15 protein-coding genes are annotated in these 15,817 nt (G+C 59.5%); 10 read left to right on the forward strand and 5 right to left on the reverse strand.

All coding sequences use genetic code 11. The features are described from left to right. The first annotated feature begins 72 nt into the window (after nucleotides 1-72). Together PCPL58_RS10985 and arfB are read left to right on the forward strand one after the other, a co-directional pair. On the forward strand, nucleotides 73-1,482 hold the full coding sequence (locus tag PCPL58_RS10985; protein ID WP_058397102.1) for an amino acid permease: 1,410 nt from the start codon (nucleotides 73-75) through the stop codon (nucleotides 1,480-1,482). A gap of 31 nt (nucleotides 1,483-1,513) precedes the next feature. Continuing rightward, nucleotides 1,514-1,927, forward strand: a complete 414-nt coding sequence (gene arfB, locus PCPL58_RS10990; protein WP_003314723.1) for an alternative ribosome rescue aminoacyl-tRNA hydrolase ArfB — start codon at nucleotides 1,514-1,516, stop codon at nucleotides 1,925-1,927. Between the two features lie 220 nt (nucleotides 1,928-2,147). Here the strand turns inward: arfB and PCPL58_RS10995 are convergent, their stop codons facing one another. The 4 genes from PCPL58_RS10995 to phhA all read right to left on the reverse strand — a co-directional run bounded on the left by PCPL58_RS10995 (nucleotide 2,148) and on the right by phhA (nucleotide 5,310). Continuing rightward, a complete protein-coding gene (locus PCPL58_RS10995) occupies nucleotides 2,148-3,350 on the reverse strand; it encodes an MFS transporter (RefSeq protein WP_054080875.1) in 1,203 nt (400 codons plus the stop codon). Nucleotides 3,351-3,487: 137 nt separating this feature from the next. Next, the gene (locus PCPL58_RS11000) at nucleotides 3,488-3,667 is read right to left on the reverse strand and encodes a hypothetical protein (protein ID WP_003369861.1); all 180 of its coding nucleotides are present in this window, start codon (nucleotides 3,665-3,667) and stop codon (nucleotides 3,488-3,490) included. A gap of 453 nt (nucleotides 3,668-4,120) precedes the next feature. Continuing rightward, a complete protein-coding gene (locus tag PCPL58_RS11005; RefSeq protein WP_065349405.1) occupies nucleotides 4,121-4,477 on the reverse strand; it encodes a 4a-hydroxytetrahydrobiopterin dehydratase in 357 nt (118 codons plus the stop codon). A 35-nt stretch (nucleotides 4,478-4,512) separates the two neighbouring features. Continuing rightward, nucleotides 4,513-5,310, reverse strand: a complete 798-nt coding sequence (phhA, locus tag PCPL58_RS11010) for a phenylalanine 4-monooxygenase (RefSeq protein ID WP_065349406.1) — start codon at nucleotides 5,308-5,310, stop codon at nucleotides 4,513-4,515. 265 nt (nucleotides 5,311-5,575) lie between these two features. Between phhA and PCPL58_RS11015 the strand changes: the two genes are divergently transcribed. Next, nucleotides 5,576-7,153 (forward strand): sigma-54-dependent transcriptional regulator, encoded by a 1,578-nt coding sequence (locus PCPL58_RS11015; RefSeq protein ID WP_065349407.1) that lies wholly within the window; start codon nucleotides 5,576-5,578, stop codon nucleotides 7,151-7,153. Between the two features lie 97 nt (nucleotides 7,154-7,250). Here PCPL58_RS11015 and PCPL58_RS11020 read toward each other — a convergent pair whose 3' ends face one another. Next, on the reverse strand, nucleotides 7,251-7,517 hold the full coding sequence (locus tag PCPL58_RS11020; protein WP_065349408.1) for a DUF2790 domain-containing protein: 267 nt from the start codon (nucleotides 7,515-7,517) through the stop codon (nucleotides 7,251-7,253). Nucleotides 7,518-7,859: 342 nt separating this feature from the next. Here PCPL58_RS11020 and acs point away from each other — a divergent pair, with 342 nt between their 5' ends. The 7 genes from acs to argR all read left to right on the forward strand — a co-directional run bounded on the left by acs (nucleotide 7,860) and on the right by argR (nucleotide 15,621). Further along, entirely contained in the window at nucleotides 7,860-9,815 is a 1,956-nt protein-coding gene (gene acs, locus PCPL58_RS11025) for an acetate--CoA ligase (RefSeq protein ID WP_003434545.1), read from the forward strand. Nucleotides 9,816-10,346: 531 nt separating this feature from the next. After that, the gene (locus PCPL58_RS11030; protein WP_003434548.1) at nucleotides 10,347-11,123 is read left to right on the forward strand and encodes an ABC transporter substrate-binding protein; all 777 of its coding nucleotides are present in this window, start codon (nucleotides 10,347-10,349) and stop codon (nucleotides 11,121-11,123) included. An 84-nt stretch (nucleotides 11,124-11,207) separates the two neighbouring features. Continuing rightward, complete coding sequence (locus tag PCPL58_RS11035; protein ID WP_065349409.1) at nucleotides 11,208-11,897, forward strand: ABC transporter permease; 690 nt, start codon at nucleotides 11,208-11,210, stop codon at nucleotides 11,895-11,897. Further along, the gene (locus PCPL58_RS11040; RefSeq protein WP_003314733.1) at nucleotides 11,894-12,592 is read left to right on the forward strand and encodes an ABC transporter permease; all 699 of its coding nucleotides are present in this window, start codon (nucleotides 11,894-11,896) and stop codon (nucleotides 12,590-12,592) included. The genes PCPL58_RS11035 and PCPL58_RS11040 overlap by 4 nt, the downstream gene beginning before the upstream one ends. 1 nt (nucleotide 12,593) lies before the next feature. Further along, nucleotides 12,594-13,706, forward strand: coding sequence for a succinylglutamate desuccinylase/aspartoacylase family protein (locus tag PCPL58_RS11045; RefSeq protein WP_003434558.1), 1,113 nt, complete (start codon nucleotides 12,594-12,596; stop codon nucleotides 13,704-13,706). Nucleotides 13,707-13,728: 22 nt separating this feature from the next. After that, the gene (locus tag PCPL58_RS11050; RefSeq protein WP_065349410.1) at nucleotides 13,729-14,493 is read left to right on the forward strand and encodes an ABC transporter ATP-binding protein; all 765 of its coding nucleotides are present in this window, start codon (nucleotides 13,729-13,731) and stop codon (nucleotides 14,491-14,493) included. A 135-nt stretch (nucleotides 14,494-14,628) separates the two neighbouring features. Beyond that, on the forward strand, nucleotides 14,629-15,621 hold the full coding sequence (argR, locus tag PCPL58_RS11055) for a transcriptional regulator ArgR (RefSeq protein WP_003434564.1): 993 nt from the start codon (nucleotides 14,629-14,631) through the stop codon (nucleotides 15,619-15,621). The last annotated feature ends 196 nt before the right edge of the window (nucleotides 15,622-15,817 follow it).

Raw genomic sequence — 15,817 nt, forward strand, 5'->3', positions numbered from 1 at the left:
GCAATTCTGTTGCGTCACAAGCGCAGCAGGTTCTATTTCGTCACAGCACAAGATCGATCAGGTGGCTATTGAATGAGTGAAACAACCTCACCCTCGGGCGAACTGAAACGCGGCCTGAAGAATCGACACATCCAGTTGATCGCCTTGGGCGGTGCCATCGGGACGGGCCTGTTTCTCGGCTCGGCGGGCGTGCTGAAATCAGCCGGGCCGTCGATGATTCTCGGTTATGCCATCTGCGGCTTCATCGCCTTCATGATCATGCGCCAGCTGGGCGAGATGATCGTCGAAGAGCCGGTCGCCGGGTCGTTCAGCCACTTCGCACACAACTACTGGGGCGGTTTCGCCGGGTTCCTGTCGGGCTGGAATTGCTGGCTGCTGTACATTTTGGTCGGCATGTCCGAGTTGACCGCCGTCGGCAAATACATCCATTACTGGTTGCCGGACATCCCGGGCTGGGTATCCGCAGCGGCCTTCTTCGTGCTGATCAATGCCATCAACCTGACCAACGTCAAGGTGTTCGGCGAGACCGAGTTCTGGTTCGCGATCATCAAGGTGGTGGCGATCATCGGCATGATCGCGCTGGGCAGTTACATGCTGGTCAGTGGCAGCGGTGGCCCGCAGGCCTCGGTGACTAACCTCTGGGAGCATGGCGGGTTTTTCCCTAACGGCGTCGGCGGCTTGGTGATGGCGCTGGCAATCATCATGTTCTCCTTCGGCGGGCTGGAGATGCTCGGTTTCACCGCTGCCGAAGCCGAACAGCCGAAGACCGTGATCCCCAAGGCAATCAACCAGGTCATCTACCGCATCCTGATTTTCTACATCGGCGCGCTGGTGGTGCTGTTGTCGCTGACGCCCTGGGACAGCCTGCTGGCCAGTCTCAATGCGTCTGGCGATTCCTACAGCGGCAGCCCGTTCGTGCAGGTGTTCTCGATGCTGGGCAGCGACACGGCGGCGCATATTCTTAATTTCGTGGTGCTCACAGCGGCACTCTCTGTGTACAACAGCGGCACCTACTGCAACAGCCGCATGCTGGTGGGCATGGCCGAGCAGGGCGATGCACCCAGGGCGTTGGCCCAGGTCGACAAGCGCGGGGTGCCGGTCAAGGCGATTTTCGCCTCTGCCGCGGTGACACTGGTTGCGGTGCTGCTCAACTATTTCGTACCGCAGCAGGCGCTGGAACTGTTGATGTCGCTGGTGGTGGCCACGCTGGTGATCAACTGGGCGATGATCAGCTACTCGCACCTGAAATTCCGCCAGCACATGAATCGGACCGCGCAAGTGCCGCTGTTCAAGGCGCTGTGGTATCCCTATGGCAACTATGTGTGCCTGGCGTTTGTGGTGTTTATCCTCGGCATCATGCTGATGATCCCCGGAATCCGCATATCGGTGTATGCGATACCGGTCTGGCTGGCGGTGATGTGGGTCTGTTACCGGGCCAAAAACAGGCGTAGCGTTATCGTGCCTGCCCAGTCCGGCAAGTAGCCTTGCCCGTTGCCGAGAAGAAGATAACCCGATGCTGGTGATTTCCAACAACGTCCATCTGCCCGACGCCGAGATCGAATTGACTGCTATCCGTGCCCAGGGCGCAGGAGGGCAGAACGTCAACAAGGTCTCCAGCGCCGTGCATTTGCGTTTCGACATCAATGCCTCGTCGCTGCCGCCGTTCTACAAGGAACGGCTGCTGGCGTTGAGTGACAGCCGGATTACCAGCGACGGCGTGATCGTGCTCAAGGCCCAGCAGTATCGAACCCAGGAGCAGAACCGTGCCGATGCGTTGCTGCGCCTGAGTGAGCTGATCGTCAACGCGGCCAAGGTCGAAAAGAAACGCCGCCCGACCCGCCCGACTCTCGGCTCCAAGACCCGACGCCTGGAGTCCAAGAGCAAACGCGGCTCGATCAAGGCCGGGCGCGGGAAAGTGGATTTCTGAAGTGTTTTTCAGTCTCGTGACACGCCGGAGCGCTTAGCGCTATACATAAGTCCGCTCTTGATTCTGGCCGCAGGCCGTGCGGACTTGGTCGCGAAAGGGCCCGTACCGTCGCAGAGAATTTAGCGTTCAAAACAACGCCTTCGCTCCCACGCCCTGAGGGCAGAAGCCTGAAAATTCCGCTTTCCGGGCTATTCAGGACCTGTATAGCTATGAGCACCGATCATCGCTGGCGCAACACCTGCGCCTGCTTGTACAGATAAACGCTCAACGCCAGCCCGGTAAGTGATGCCAGTGCCGCGAACAGGAAGATCGAGACGAAGCCGAAGCCGGCAGCAATCGCGCCTGCCAGTGGCCCGGTGATGCCCAGTGACAGGTCGATGAACAGCGAATAAGCGCCTACTGCTGCGCCTCGGCTTGACGCCGGGACCAGATTGACCGCTTCCACACCCAGCGCCGGGAACACCAGCGAGAACCCGAAACCGGTCAGCGCCGCGCCAGCCAGTGCCAGGTTTGGAGTGGGTGCCAGCCACAGCAGCAACAGGCCCAGGCTTTCCACCGACAGACAGACAATCGCCACTCGAAAGCCGCCCAGGCGATTGATCAGGTTGCCGAACAGCAGGCGCGCGGCGATGAAGCTGCCGCCAAACAGCGTCAGGCACAGCGCGGCATTCGGCCAGTGGTTGCTGGCGTAATACAGGGTGATGAACGTCGCGATAGTGCCGAAACCGATACCGCCCAGCGCGAGGCCCATGCCATGCGGAAACACTCGCCCCAGCACATGCATGAACGGCAGTCGCTCACCCTGCACAATCGGCGCGGGCTCTTTGTGCCATGTCAGGTAAAGCCCCAGCGCGCACAGCAGCATGATGCTCACGCCCACTGTCCACAGGCCGAGTTCGTCAACCATCCACACACCTAATGGCGCACCAATGGCCAGCGCGCCGTAGCTGGCGATACCGTTCCAGGAAATGACCTTGGCGGTGTTCTGCGCGCCGACGCGGCCTATGCCCCAGCCAATCGAACCCGAACCGACCAGGCTTTCCGCGGCACCGAGGATCACCCGGCCAATCAGCAGAATCACCAGGCTCGCCATCGGCCAACTGTCCAGCCATACCGGCACCAGCATGAACACACCGCTCAGCCCGCAGCCGGTCAGCCCGATCTGCACGGCCTTCTTGCTGCCCAGATTGTCGATGATGCGACTTGCCCAGGGCCGACTGATCAGCGTGGCCAGGTATTGCACGCTGATGACCAGTCCTGCGATGACTGCACCGAAGCCCAGATCACTGTGGACGTAGCCGGGCAGAACGGCGAGGGGAATGCCGATGTTCAGGTAGCCGATGAAGGTGAACATCACAATGGAAACGACGGTCAGGGTAACGGCCATCGGGGTTTGCGGTGTGTTTTTCGGTGTCTCGGACATGGGGCGGGCTTTCATTCTGTGCGGGCATGGCGTTCGAGCGGGCAGGGAAAAACCCTTAGCAAGCTCTCGAAGTGCTCATCATACCGATGCATCGGGTGATGCAGGTGCAACAGATTGAAATAAACGTGAATGGAAGGTTATTCGTGCCTGGGTGCCACAAGGTGTGTGGTTACGAGGGCGGCCAGGGCGTTTTCCTGAGTACCGAAGCGGGCAAGCAGGGCGCTCTGTTTTTCCGGGCTGAGGCGTGACCAGATCTCGATCATTTTCTCGGCGGTGCCAATCAGGGCGCTGGCTTGCGTTTCAGTGAAGTCGCTCATAAAAATCTGCTGTTTGCCTGTTGCTGGTTTTCCAGGCGTATTGAAAACCGGCAAAACCGTTTTTCGATACGCCTGAAAACAATCGCCTTCAGTCTTTGCGTCCGGCTTTCTGGCTATCTTGAGCCGAGGGTGCTGCTTTCATTGCGACAGGTTGACCAAGCTCTTGCTGAGCCAGAGTCGACTGTTGTGGTTCCTGTTGGCCTGGTGGGAAGTTAGGGATTTCATGCATCGTCGTCGCTCCTCGCAAGGGGTTGCAGATAGAACCGTGCTTTAAAAAGCCTGCGCAGGATAACCCACCGAAAATGACAATCAGGATATTTTTTTACCCCGATTGCCCTGATCGTGAAACAAAATGGCTTTTTTACTGTCCGGCTTTTTATCTCGCGAGGCGCTGACGAGCTTGATTTCATTGGGCCAGACCGCGTGAGCAGGGTCCGCGGCCCGTTGAACATTTTATTTTCGGCCTTCTGCATCCTTGGCCACTTCGTCAGTGCGCGCGGCCATGATGAAATCGTTGCGGTGCAGGCCCTTGATCGAGTGGCTCCACCAGGTCACGGTCACTTTGCCCCACTCGGTCAACAGGCCCGGGTGATGGCCTTCCGCTTCAGCAATTTCGCCCACCGCGTTGGTGAACGCCAGCGCCCATTTGAAATTCTTGAACAGAAACACTTTTTTCAGCTGCATCACCGCGTCGCGGACCTCGATGTTCCAGTCCGGGATCTGCTTGAGCAGTTCCGGCAATTCGGCTTCGCTGACCTGCGGCGCGTCGGCACGGCAGGCTTCACAGTGAGCTTGATTCAAGGTGGTCATAAGCAGAGGGTCCTTGTCGGATAGCGGGCCGAGGGTCAGGCGGCGTGGCTTTTGGTTTTAGGTGGAAATTTGGGAGCGTGCAAGCCCAACTGCATGCCTTGCCCGACCAGCGCCATGATGTCTTGCTGCGCCAGATCAAACAGACGCTTCAAATCCGGCAGGACAAAGTACAGCGGTTGCAGAATGTCGATGCGATACGGTGTGCGCATCGCTTCAAGCGGATCGAAAGGCTGGTGTTCGGGGGCTGACGACAAGCTGTAAACCGCCTCCTTTGGCGAAGAAAGAGTACCGCCGCCGTAGATTTTCCGTCCTTGTGGTGTGTCGACCAGGCCGAACTCGATGGTCATCCAGTACAGCCGGGCCAGGTACACGCGTTGTTCCTTGCTCGCGCTAAGGCCGAGTTTGCCGTAGGTGTGGGTGAATTCGGCAAACCATGGATTGGTCAGCAGCGGGCAGTGGCCAAATATTTCATGAAAGATGTCCGGTTCCTGCAGGTAGTCCAGTTCTTCTGCGGTACGAATGAACGTCGCCACCGGAAAACGCTTGCTGGCCAGCAGCTCAAAGAACGTCTGGAAGGGGATCAGCGCGGGCACTCGCTCGACCTGCCAGCCAGTGGTCGCGCCCAGAACCTTGTTGATTTCGCCTAGCTGAGGGATGCGATCGAGCGGCAGGCCCAGTTGTTCGATGCCGTCCAGATACTCCTGACAGGCACGCCCGTCGATAATGGTCATCTGCCGGGTGATCAGGGTGTTCCATACCGCATGTTCGTCCGCCGTGTAATCGATGAAACCCGAAGCGTCCGGCTCGCGTGCCACGTAAAGCGTCTGGGCCATGCTGATGTCCTCGAAAGGCTGCTGTTTTTAAAGTGTTCTTGTCAAAGCCTGTGGTCAGGAATAACCCGGTTTCGAAGGCACGTCAGCGGCTGTGAGCGGGGTGGCGCGAGGATTTGATCACTGGTTCGTAACGAAAAGTTTACGATTACGATAGGCGGGGCCTGAAATCAGCCATTCTGCCGCTCGCGAAGTGTGAATGCGTAACGTATTGTTGACATTAATTTTGCTGCCTCACAAAAAACTACCCTCACAGGGGCGATGACTCATGCGCATCAAGGTGCACTGCCAGAACCGCATCGGCATTCTTCGCGACATTCTCGATCTGCTGGTGGCTTACGGCGTCAACGTGGCACGCGGTGAAGTGGGGGGCGAGCACGGTGATGCGATCTATCTGCATTGCCCGAACCTGATCAACCTGCAGTTCCAGGCCCTGCGCCCGAAGTTCGAGGCGATCACCGGGGTGTTCGGCGTCAAGCGTGTCGGGCTGATGCCCAGCGAGCGCCGGCACATGGAACTCAATGCCTTGCTCGGCGCGCTGGAATTCCCGGTGTTGTCCATCGACATGGGCGGGGCCATCGTTGCGGCCAATCGTGCCGCCGCGCAGTTGTTGGGTGTGCGGGTCGATGAAGTGCCGGGCATGCCCTTGTCGCGTTACGCCGAAGATTTCGACCTGCCTGAGCTGGTGCGCGCCAGCCAGTCGCGGATCAATGGCCTGCGGGTCAAGGTATGCGGCGACGTGTTTCTTGCCGACATCGCGCCTCTGCAATCGGAGCATGACGACAGCGAGGCGATGGCCGGGGCCGTGCTGACACTGCACCGCGCTGATCGGGTCGGTGAGCGCATTTACCATGTGCGCAAGCAAGAGCTGCGTGGCTTCGACAGCATTTTTCAAAGCTCGAAGGTCATGGCTGCTGTGGTTCGCGAGGCGCGGCGCATGGCGCCCCTGGATGCGCCGCTGCTGATCGAGGGGGAAACCGGTACCGGCAAGGAATTGCTGGCCCGCGCCTGTCACCTGGCCAGCCCGCGCGGCCAGTCACCGCTGATGGCGCTCAACTGCGCCGGGTTGTCGGAGTCCATGGCCGAGATCGAGCTGTTCGGCTATGACCCCGGCGCGTTCGAAGGCACGCGTGCGGAAGGGCGGCTGGGGCTGTTGGAACTGACTGCGGGCGGCACGCTGTTTCTTGATGGCGTGGGTGAGCTGAGCGCGCGCATGCAGGCCAAGCTGCTGCGCTTCATTCAGGACGGAAGCTTTCGCCGGGTCGGCAGTGACGAGGACATGTTTCTCGATGTGCGGGTGATGTGTTCGACCCAGGTCGATCTGTCGGAGCTGTGCGCCAAGGGCATGTTCAGGCAGGACCTTTATCATCGCCTTAACGTGCTGTCGCTGCATATACCGCCACTGCGCGACTGTCTGGACGGTCTTGAGCCTCTGGTGGAGCATTTTCTCGATCAGGCCAGCCGGCAGATCGGCTGTTCGCTGCCCGGCATATCACCTGCGGCCATCAAGCGTCTGAGTCAGTACCACTGGCCCGGCAATGTGCGGCAACTGGAAAACGTATTGTTTCAGGCCGTATCGCTGTGTGACGGCGGCAAGGTGCAGGCCGAACACATTCGTTTGCCGGATTACGGCGTGCGACAGGGATTGAGTGAGGTGTCGCTGGAGGGCGGGCTGGGCGCAATTATCGGGCTCTTTGAAAAGTCGGTGCTGGAACAACTGTATGCGCAATATCCCAGCAGTCGCCAATTAGGCAAACGCCTGGGGGTGTCTCATACAACGATTGCCAACAAGTTGCGCGACTATGAAGTGGGGCGCGAATCAGATCCGCATTCAGTCGATAAATAACTCGCTGATTGATGACTCTGCAACTTAACGTCGTACATGCGCCTCGCACCTTATAGAGCGGCGAGGCGTCGTGCACAGGCTGTGACAGCGAAAAGCCTCAACCGTTGCTGCAGCCGTTGCCCATCACCTGATAGCTCATAATGTGGCGTGCGCCTTGCGAGTCCTCATACACCATGCGTGCCGGGACCACTTCGCAGACATTGGGGATCTGGCTGATGGAGATAACCCGGGCGATATCCAGATGCGTGCCGTAGGTATATTGCTCGACACGCGCCTGTTGCGCCGCCACTTTGGTCTGCGATTCTTCGGCCATGGAGAAACTGCTGATGCCGCACAGGGCCAGGGCCATTAATAAAGCTTTCATTGTCGTTTACCTTTTTGAAAGTGAGCGCCGTCGCATCACGTTTTTGACGTCATGGGCTCAGGCGGTCTGATGCGTTTTTCGAGTTGGAACAACACTGCGTGGGGGCAGTTGATGTTTGCCTTGTTGGCGGATCGAATTCTATGCCTGTTGCAACAGCGCATATATAAAGACTTTGGATAAGCGCTTTTATCAAAATGGTAATAATCTGACGTACTGCTTCACGCGTGCGGCTTGTCGTCATGGCCCCGGTCCTGCCGGTAAGACCAACGTCGAATGGCCCCTGCGGATGGGGCGGGATACAACAGGGGCATAAAACAACAACTATCCACCGAGGTAACCAAGATGAGTGCAGCTTCCCTGTACCCCGTCCGCCCAGAAGTCGCAGCGACTACGCTGACGGATGAAGCGACCTACAAGGCCATGTACCAGCAGTCGGTGGTCAACCCTGATGGTTTCTGGCGTGAACAGGCTCAGCGCCTCGACTGGATCAAACCTTTCACCGTGGTCAAGCAGACCTCGTTCGATGATCACCGTGTTGATATCAAATGGTTCGCCGATGGCACGCTGAACGTCGCCTATAACTGTCTGGATCGCCATCTGGAAGAGCGCGGCGACAGCATCGCCATCATCTGGGAGGGCGACGACCCTTCCGAGCACCGGGAAATCACCTACCGCGAACTGCACGCCGAAGTGTGCAAGTTCGCCAACGCGCTGCGTGGCCAGGACGTGCACCGTGGCGACGTCGTGACGATCTACATGCCGATGATCCCCGAGGCTGTGGTCGCCATGCTGGCGTGCGCCCGGATCGGTGCGATTCACTCGGTGGTGTTCGGCGGTTTCTCGCCCGAAGCGCTGGCTGGCCGGATCATCGATTGCAGTTCCAAAGTGGTTATCACCGCCGACGAAGGTCTGCGTGGCGGCAAGAAGACTGCGCTCAAGGCCAACGTCGACCGCGCCCTGACCAACCCGGAAACCAGCAGCGTGCAGAAGGTTATCGTCTGCAAGCGCACCGGGGGCGAGATCGAATGGAACCGTCACCGTGATATCTGGTACCACTCGCTTCTGGAAGTGGCGTCCAGCACCTGCGCGCCGAAAGAGATGGGCGCCGAAGAGTCGCTGTTCATTCTCTACACCTCGGGCTCGACCGGCAAACCCAAGGGCGTGTTGCACACCACCGCAGGTTATCTGCTGTATGCGGCGCTGACCCACGAGCGCGTGTTCGACTACAAGCCTGGCGAAATCTACTGGTGCACCGCTGACGTCGGCTGGGTGACCGGGCACAGTTATATTGTCTACGGCCCTCTGGCCAATGGTGCGACCACGTTGCTGTTCGAGGGCGTGCCGAACTATCCGGACATCACCCGTGTGTCGAAAATCATCGACAAGCACAAGGTCAATATCCTCTACACCGCGCCGACCGCGATTCGCGCCATGATGGCTGAAGGCACCAAGTCCGTTGAAGGCGCCGACGGTTCCAGCCTGCGCCTGCTGGGTTCGGTGGGCGAGCCGATCAACCCGGAAGCCTGGGCCTGGTACTACAACACGGTCGGCAAGCAGAACTGCCCGATTGTCGATACCTGGTGGCAGACCGAAACCGGCGGCATCCTGATCAGCCCGTTGCCAGGCGCGACCGCCCTGAAGCCGGGCTCGGCGACACGTCCGTTCTTTGGCGTGATCCCGGCGCTGGTGGACAACCTGGGCAACCTCATCGAGGGTGCTGCCGAGGGTAATCTGGTAATCCTCGATTCGTGGCCGGGCCAGTCGCGCTCGCTGTACGGCGATCACGACCGTTTCGTCGATACGTACTTCAAGACCTTCCGCGGCATGTACTTCACCGGTGACGGTGCCCGTCGTGACGAGGACGGTTATTTCTGGATCACCGGGCGTGTGGACGACGTGCTCAACGTTTCCGGGCACCGCATGGGTACCGCGGAAATCGAAAGCGCGATGGTTGCGCACCCGAAAGTCGCCGAGGCGGCCGTGGTCGGTGTGCCGCATGACCTGAAGGGGCAGGGCATCTACGTCTACGTCACCCTCAACGGCGGTGAAGAACCAAGCGACGCGTTGCGTACCGAATTGCGCAACTGGGTGCGCAAGGAGATCGGCCCGATTGCCTCGCCTGACTTCATTCAGTGGGCGCCCGGCCTGCCGAAGACCCGTTCGGGCAAAATCATGCGCCGTATCCTGCGCAAGATTGCGACTGCCGAGTACGATGCGCTGGGTGACATCTCCACCCTGGCTGACCCGGGCGTGGTGCAGCATCTGATCGACACGCACAAGACCATGAATGCTGCCTGAGCGATCCTGTGACTGAAGCGCCCCGTTCGGTGAGAGCCGAACGGGGCGCTTTTGTTTCAAGTGTCTGACTTGGAAAACGGGATATATATCGGGTTGTTACCGGTCTACACGGTGTTGTCGAACGCTGCTTCGTTGTAGGACACGTCCGAGCTTTCTGTGTAGGAAGGTGCGACACCGCAGGGCTTTTAAACCCCCATGTGACACGCTGGGCTTGCCGGATTAAAAGGGTTTGCCAATAATGGGCGCGCTTTTTGCTGTTATGACAGGTTGAGTCTGTGTTGCTGGATCAGCAGATACAGGTCCCGTCAATACCGTGTAGTGGGTTTTCATGCGCTTCTGTAACTAGTTGTCGCATTGAAGAAATATCGACTTCGAGCCTGTCGTTAAAATGCCCCTCATTCGCCGAAGGGCTGTGAGCTGCCTGCGCGGTGTCACGTACCCGGCGTCGCTTTTCCCCGAGGTTGTCCTTTCGCACATTGGGCGCTTGCTCACTTTGCCACTTGTCGTGCTTTACCGATGGAGTCCCTGGAAATGAAAAAGCTCATGCTTATTGGCGCGATGGCGTTGTCCGTGCTCGCCCAGCCGATCTTTGCTGATGAAAAACCACTGAAAATCGGTATCGAAGCGGCTTACCCTCCGTTCGCGTCCAAGGCCCCGGACGGCAGCATCGTCGGCTTTGACTACGACATCGGCAATGCGCTGTGTGAAGAAATGAAGGTCAAGTGCACCTGGGTCGAGCAGGAGTTCGACGGCCTTATCCCGGCGCTGAAAGTGCGCAAGATCGATGCGATCCTGTCGTCGATGTCCATCACTGACGACCGCAAGAAGTCCGTGGACTTCACCGGTAAGTATTACAATTCCCCGGCGCGTCTGGTCATGAAGGACGGCACTACGGTCAGCGACAGCCTGGCAGAACTCAAGGGCAAGAAGATCGGCGTGCAGCGTGGCTCGATCCACGAGCGGTTCGCCCGCGAAGTGCTCGCTCCCAAGGGTGTCGAAGTGACGCCGTACGGTTCGCAGAACGAAATCTACCTGGACATCGGTGCAGGCCGCCTCGACGGTACTGTCGCCGACGCCACGCTGTTGCAGGATGGCTTCCTGAAAACCGACGCTGGCAAAGGCTATGCGTTCGTAGGCCCGTCGTTCGTCGATCCGAAATACTTCGGTGACGGCATCGGCATTGCCGTGCGCAAGGGCGACAAGGCCAACCTTGACCGTCTCAACGCCGCCATCGCCGCGATTCGTGCCAACGGCAAGTACAAGGCCATCCAGGACAAGTATTTCGATTTCGACATCTACGGCAAATAAGTCGTCGTCCTTACCCTGACCAATGGCGCAAACAGAATTGCCTGGATTGCGCCATTTTTATTCCACGCTTGAGGACCGCACATCATGTTGAAAGGTTACGGAGCTGTCATCCTCGAAGGTGCCTGGCTGACGTTGCAGCTGGCCCTGTCGTCGATGGCTCTGGCGATCGTTCTCGGTCTGATCGGCGTGGCGCTGAGGCTGTCTCCGGTACGCTGGATTGCCTGGCTGGGCGATCTGTACAGCACGGTGATTCGTGGCATTCCCGATCTGGTCCTGATTCTGCTGATCTTCTACGGCGGCCAGGACCTGCTCAACCGCGTTGCCCCCTTGCTGGGGTTTGACGACTACATCGACCTTGATCCGTTGATGGCCGGCATCTGCACGCTGGGCTTCATCTTCGGCGCGTATCTCTCGGAAACCTTTCGCGGCGCATTCATGGCCATCCCCAAAGGGCAGGCCGAGGCAGGCATGGCGTATGGCCTGAGCAGTGGCAAGGTGTTCTTCCGCATTCTGGTGCCGCAGATGATTCGTCTGGCGATTCCCGGCTTCACCAACAACTGGCTGGTGCTGACCAAGGCCACCGCGCTGATTTCCGTGGTCGGTCTGCAGGACATGATGTTCAAGGCCAAGCAGGCGGCCGATGCCACCCGCGAGCCTTTCACCTTCTTTCTGGCGGTTGCGGCGATGTACCTGGTGATCACCAGGGTGTCGCTGCTCGCCTTGCGTTACCTCGAAAAACGCTACTCGGTAGGCGTGAGGGCGGCTGACCTATGATCTTTGACTACAACGTGATCTGGGACAGCCTGCCGCTGTACTTCGGCGGCCTGCTGACCACCCTCAAGCTGTTGGCGATTTCCCTCGCGTTCGGGCTGCTGGCGGCATTGCCGCTGGGCCTGATGCGGGTCTCGAAAAACCCCTGGGTGAACATGCCTGCCTGGCTGTACACCTACGTGATTCGCGGCACGCCGATGCTGGTGCAACTGTTCCTGATCTACTACGGGCTGGCCCAGTTCGACGCGGTGCGCGAAAGCTTTTTGTGGCCCTGGCTGTCCAGCGCTACCTTTTGTGCCTGCCTGGCGTTCACCATCAACACCAGCGCCTACACGGCGGAGATCATCGCCGGCAGCCTCAAGGCCACACCGGCCGGTGAAATCGAGGCCGCGCGGGCCATGGGCATGTCGAAAGCCAAGATGTACCGGCGCATTCTGCTGCCCTCGGCCTTGCGCCGGGCGCTGCCGCAGTACAGCAACGAGGTCATCATGATGCTGCAGACTACCAGTCTGGCGTCCATCGTGACCCTGATCGACATCACCGGCGCGGCGCGTACGGTCAATGCGCAGTTCTACCTGCCTTTCGAGGCTTATATCACCGCAGGCGTTTTCTATCTGGGCCTGACATTCATTCTGGTGCGGCTGTTCAAGATCGCCGAACGTCGCTGGCTGGGCTACCTCGCCCCACGGAAGGTCTGAAATGCAAAGAACCGATCATGTATTGCCGTGGAGTACCCTCGGCACCGAACGCACGCTGAGTGTCTTTCGCTTCGGCACCGGTGAGCGCAAGGCCTACATCCAGGCCAGCCTGCATGCCGACGAACTGCCCGGCATGCGCACAGCCTGGGAGCTGAAAAAGCGTCTGACCGAACTTGAGCAGCAAGGCCTTCTCAAAGGTGTCGTCGAACTGGTGCCGGTGGCCAATCCACTGGGCCTGGGGCAGTTGCTGCAAGGCGCGCATCAGGGCCGTTTCGAGTTCGGCAGTGGCAAGAACTTCAACCGTGACTTCACCGAGCTGAGCGAACCGGTCGCCGAGTTGCTGGAAGGACAGTTGGGCGATGACCCGCGTGCCAACACCCGGCTGATTCGTCAGGCAATGAGCGCTGCGCTCGAGGCTCTGCCTGCGCCGCAGAGCGAACTGCAAGGCATGCAACGCATCCTGCTCAGTCATGCCTGTGTCGCTGATGTGGTGCTCGATCTGCACTGTGATGCCGATGCCGCGCTGCACATGTACGCCTTGCCGCAGCACTGGCCACAATGGCGTTCGCTGTCGGCGCATCTGAATATCCAGGTGGCGCTGCTTGCCGAAGATTCCGGTGGCAGCTCCTTCGATGAGGCCTGCTCGCTGCCGTGGCTGCGTCTTTCGCGGATTTTCCCGCAGGCGCAGATCCCGCTGGCCTGCCTCGCGACCACTCTTGAGCTGGGCGGTCAGGCCGACACCGGCAAGCCGCAGGCACTCGCGCACGCCGAGGGTATTCTGGCGTTCCTCGCCGAACAGGGTTTTATCAGCGGCGACTGGCCGCAGCCGACGCACGAAGCCTGCGAGGGCTTGCCGTTCGAAGGCACCGAATTGCTCTATGCGCCGCACCCTGGCGTGGTGACGTACCTGCGCGCTGCAGGCGACAGGGTCGAGGTGGGCGATCCGCTGTTCGAAGTGATCGACCCACTGTCCGATCAGGTCAGTACCATTTGTGCGAATACTGCCGGGGTGTTGTTCGCCATCGAGCGGCTTCGTTACGCTCAACCCGGTTTCTGGCTGGCCAAGGTGGCGGGGCGCACGGCGCTGCGTCACGGACGTCTGCTCAGTGATTGACCGTTCTGTGGAAACCCAAAGCATGAACAAACTGGAAGTGCAGGATCTGCACAAGCGCTATGGCAGTCACGAAGTGATCAAGGGCGTGTCCCTGACCGCAAAAGCCGGCGATGTCATCAGCATCATTGGCTCCAGCGGCTCGGGCAAAAGCACCTTTCTGCGCTGCATCAACCTGCTCGAACAGCCCCATGCCGGCAAGATCCTGCTCAACAACGAAGAGTTGAAGCTGGTGCCGAACAAGGACGGCGGCCTGAAGGCTGCCGACGCCAAACAGTTGCAACGCATGCGCTCACGTCTGTCGATGGTGTTTCAGCACTTCAATCTGTGGTCGCACATGACTGCACTGCAGAACATCATCGAAGCGCCGGTCCATGTGTTGGGTGTGTCGAAAAAGGAAGCGCTGGAGAAGGCCGAGCACTATCTGGCCAAAGTCGGCGTGTCCCATCGCAAGGACGCTTACCCTGGGCACATGTCCGGCGGTGAGCAGCAGCGAGTGGCGATTGCCCGCGCACTGGCGATGGAGCCCGAGGTGATGCTGTTCGATGAGCCGACCTCGGCGCTGGACCCGGAGCTGGTCGGTGATGTGCTCAAGGTCATGCAAGGCCTGGCTCAGGAAGGCCGCACCATGGTGGTGGTGACTCACGAAATGGGTTTTGCCCGTGAGGTCTCCAACCAGCTGGATTTCCTGCATCAGGGCGTCGTCCTGGAGCGTGGCGATCCGCGCGAAGTGCTGGCCAATCCGCAGACCGAGCGTTTGCAGCAATTCCTGTCCGGCAGCCTGAAGTGACGATCGGCAGCGCATGACGATGCCTTTTTATGCCAGAACAGGGCATGCTGCGCGACGCGCGACACGACCTGGATGTTCCAGACCGAGCTATCTTTCCAGACTCGGCTTTTGCGGCGATACGTATCGGATGTCCCAATGACTGCCCATCGAATAGGTTTCCTCGTCTGGCCTGGCACCAAAGCCCTGACCCTGGCACTGGCCGAGGAAGCCTTGCGCGTTGCGCAGCGCGTTCATCCCGAAGTGGTCTATGAACTGTCGTTCCTGCAGGCCGAGGCCGCAGAGCCTTCGGCGGTTGCCGGTGCGTGGCAGTTGCCGGGTGAGCCCTGGGCGGGGCGGCTGGAAGGCTTTCAGAAGCTGTTTTTACTGGCTGACGAGCCTCCGGCAGGCGTGGCTCCGGCGCTGGGCAGCGCGCTCAAGCAACTGGTGCGTGCCGGTTGTTCGATTGGCGGGCTGTCGGCGGGCGTCTATCCGCTTGCGCAACTGGGCCTGCTGGATGGCTACCGGGCCGCTGTGCACTGGCGCTGGCAGGACGACTTCGCCGAGCGCTTCCCCAAGGTCATCGCCACCAGCCATTTGTTCGATTGGGACCGGGATCGCCTGACTGCCTGTGGTGGCATGTCGGTGCTCGACCTGCTGCTGGCGGTGCTGTCCCGTGATCATGGGGCCGAACTGGCCGGGGCGGTTTCCGAGGAGCTGGTGGTCGAGCGCATTCGCGAAGGCGGCGAGCGTCAGCGCATTCCGCTGCAGAACCGTCTGGGCTCCAGCCATCCCAAGCTGACCCAGGCGGTGCTGTTGATGGAGGCCAACATCGAAGAGCCGTTGACCACCGACGAAATCGCCCAGCACGTGTGCGTGTCTCGTCGTCAATTGGAACGGATCTTCAAGCAGTACCTTAACCGTGTGCCCAGTCAGTATTATCTGGAGCTGCGCTTGAACAAGGCGCGCCAGATGCTGATGCAGACCAGCAAGTCGATCATTCAGATCGGCCTTTCGTGCGGTTTTTCCTCGGGGCCGCACTTCTCCAGCGCTTACCGCAATTTCTTCGGTGCCACGCCGCGTGAAGACCGCAATCAGCGACGCAGCAGCAGCCCGTTCGAACTTTCCCCTGTGCCTGCCGAACGCGGTTGATTGCCTTGTCGCGATAGAAGTGCTGCCGCGACAGCTCTGGTCCAGACAGGCCGGCCTCAATCCGTTTAAACTGCGCCTTTGTGACGCAAATTGTCGCATTGCCGAAAACCTTGAAAAAACCCGGTTTTGCGCTGTAACAAGTTGTCGCCTGGCGGCAAGGCCGAACACAATTCAGTCCTTACAATCTTTCCATCGC

Origin of the sequence: Pseudomonas cerasi (assembly GCF_900074915.1) — a bacterium.
Taxonomy (GTDB): Bacteria; Pseudomonadota; Gammaproteobacteria; order Pseudomonadales; family Pseudomonadaceae; genus Aquipseudomonas; species Aquipseudomonas cerasi.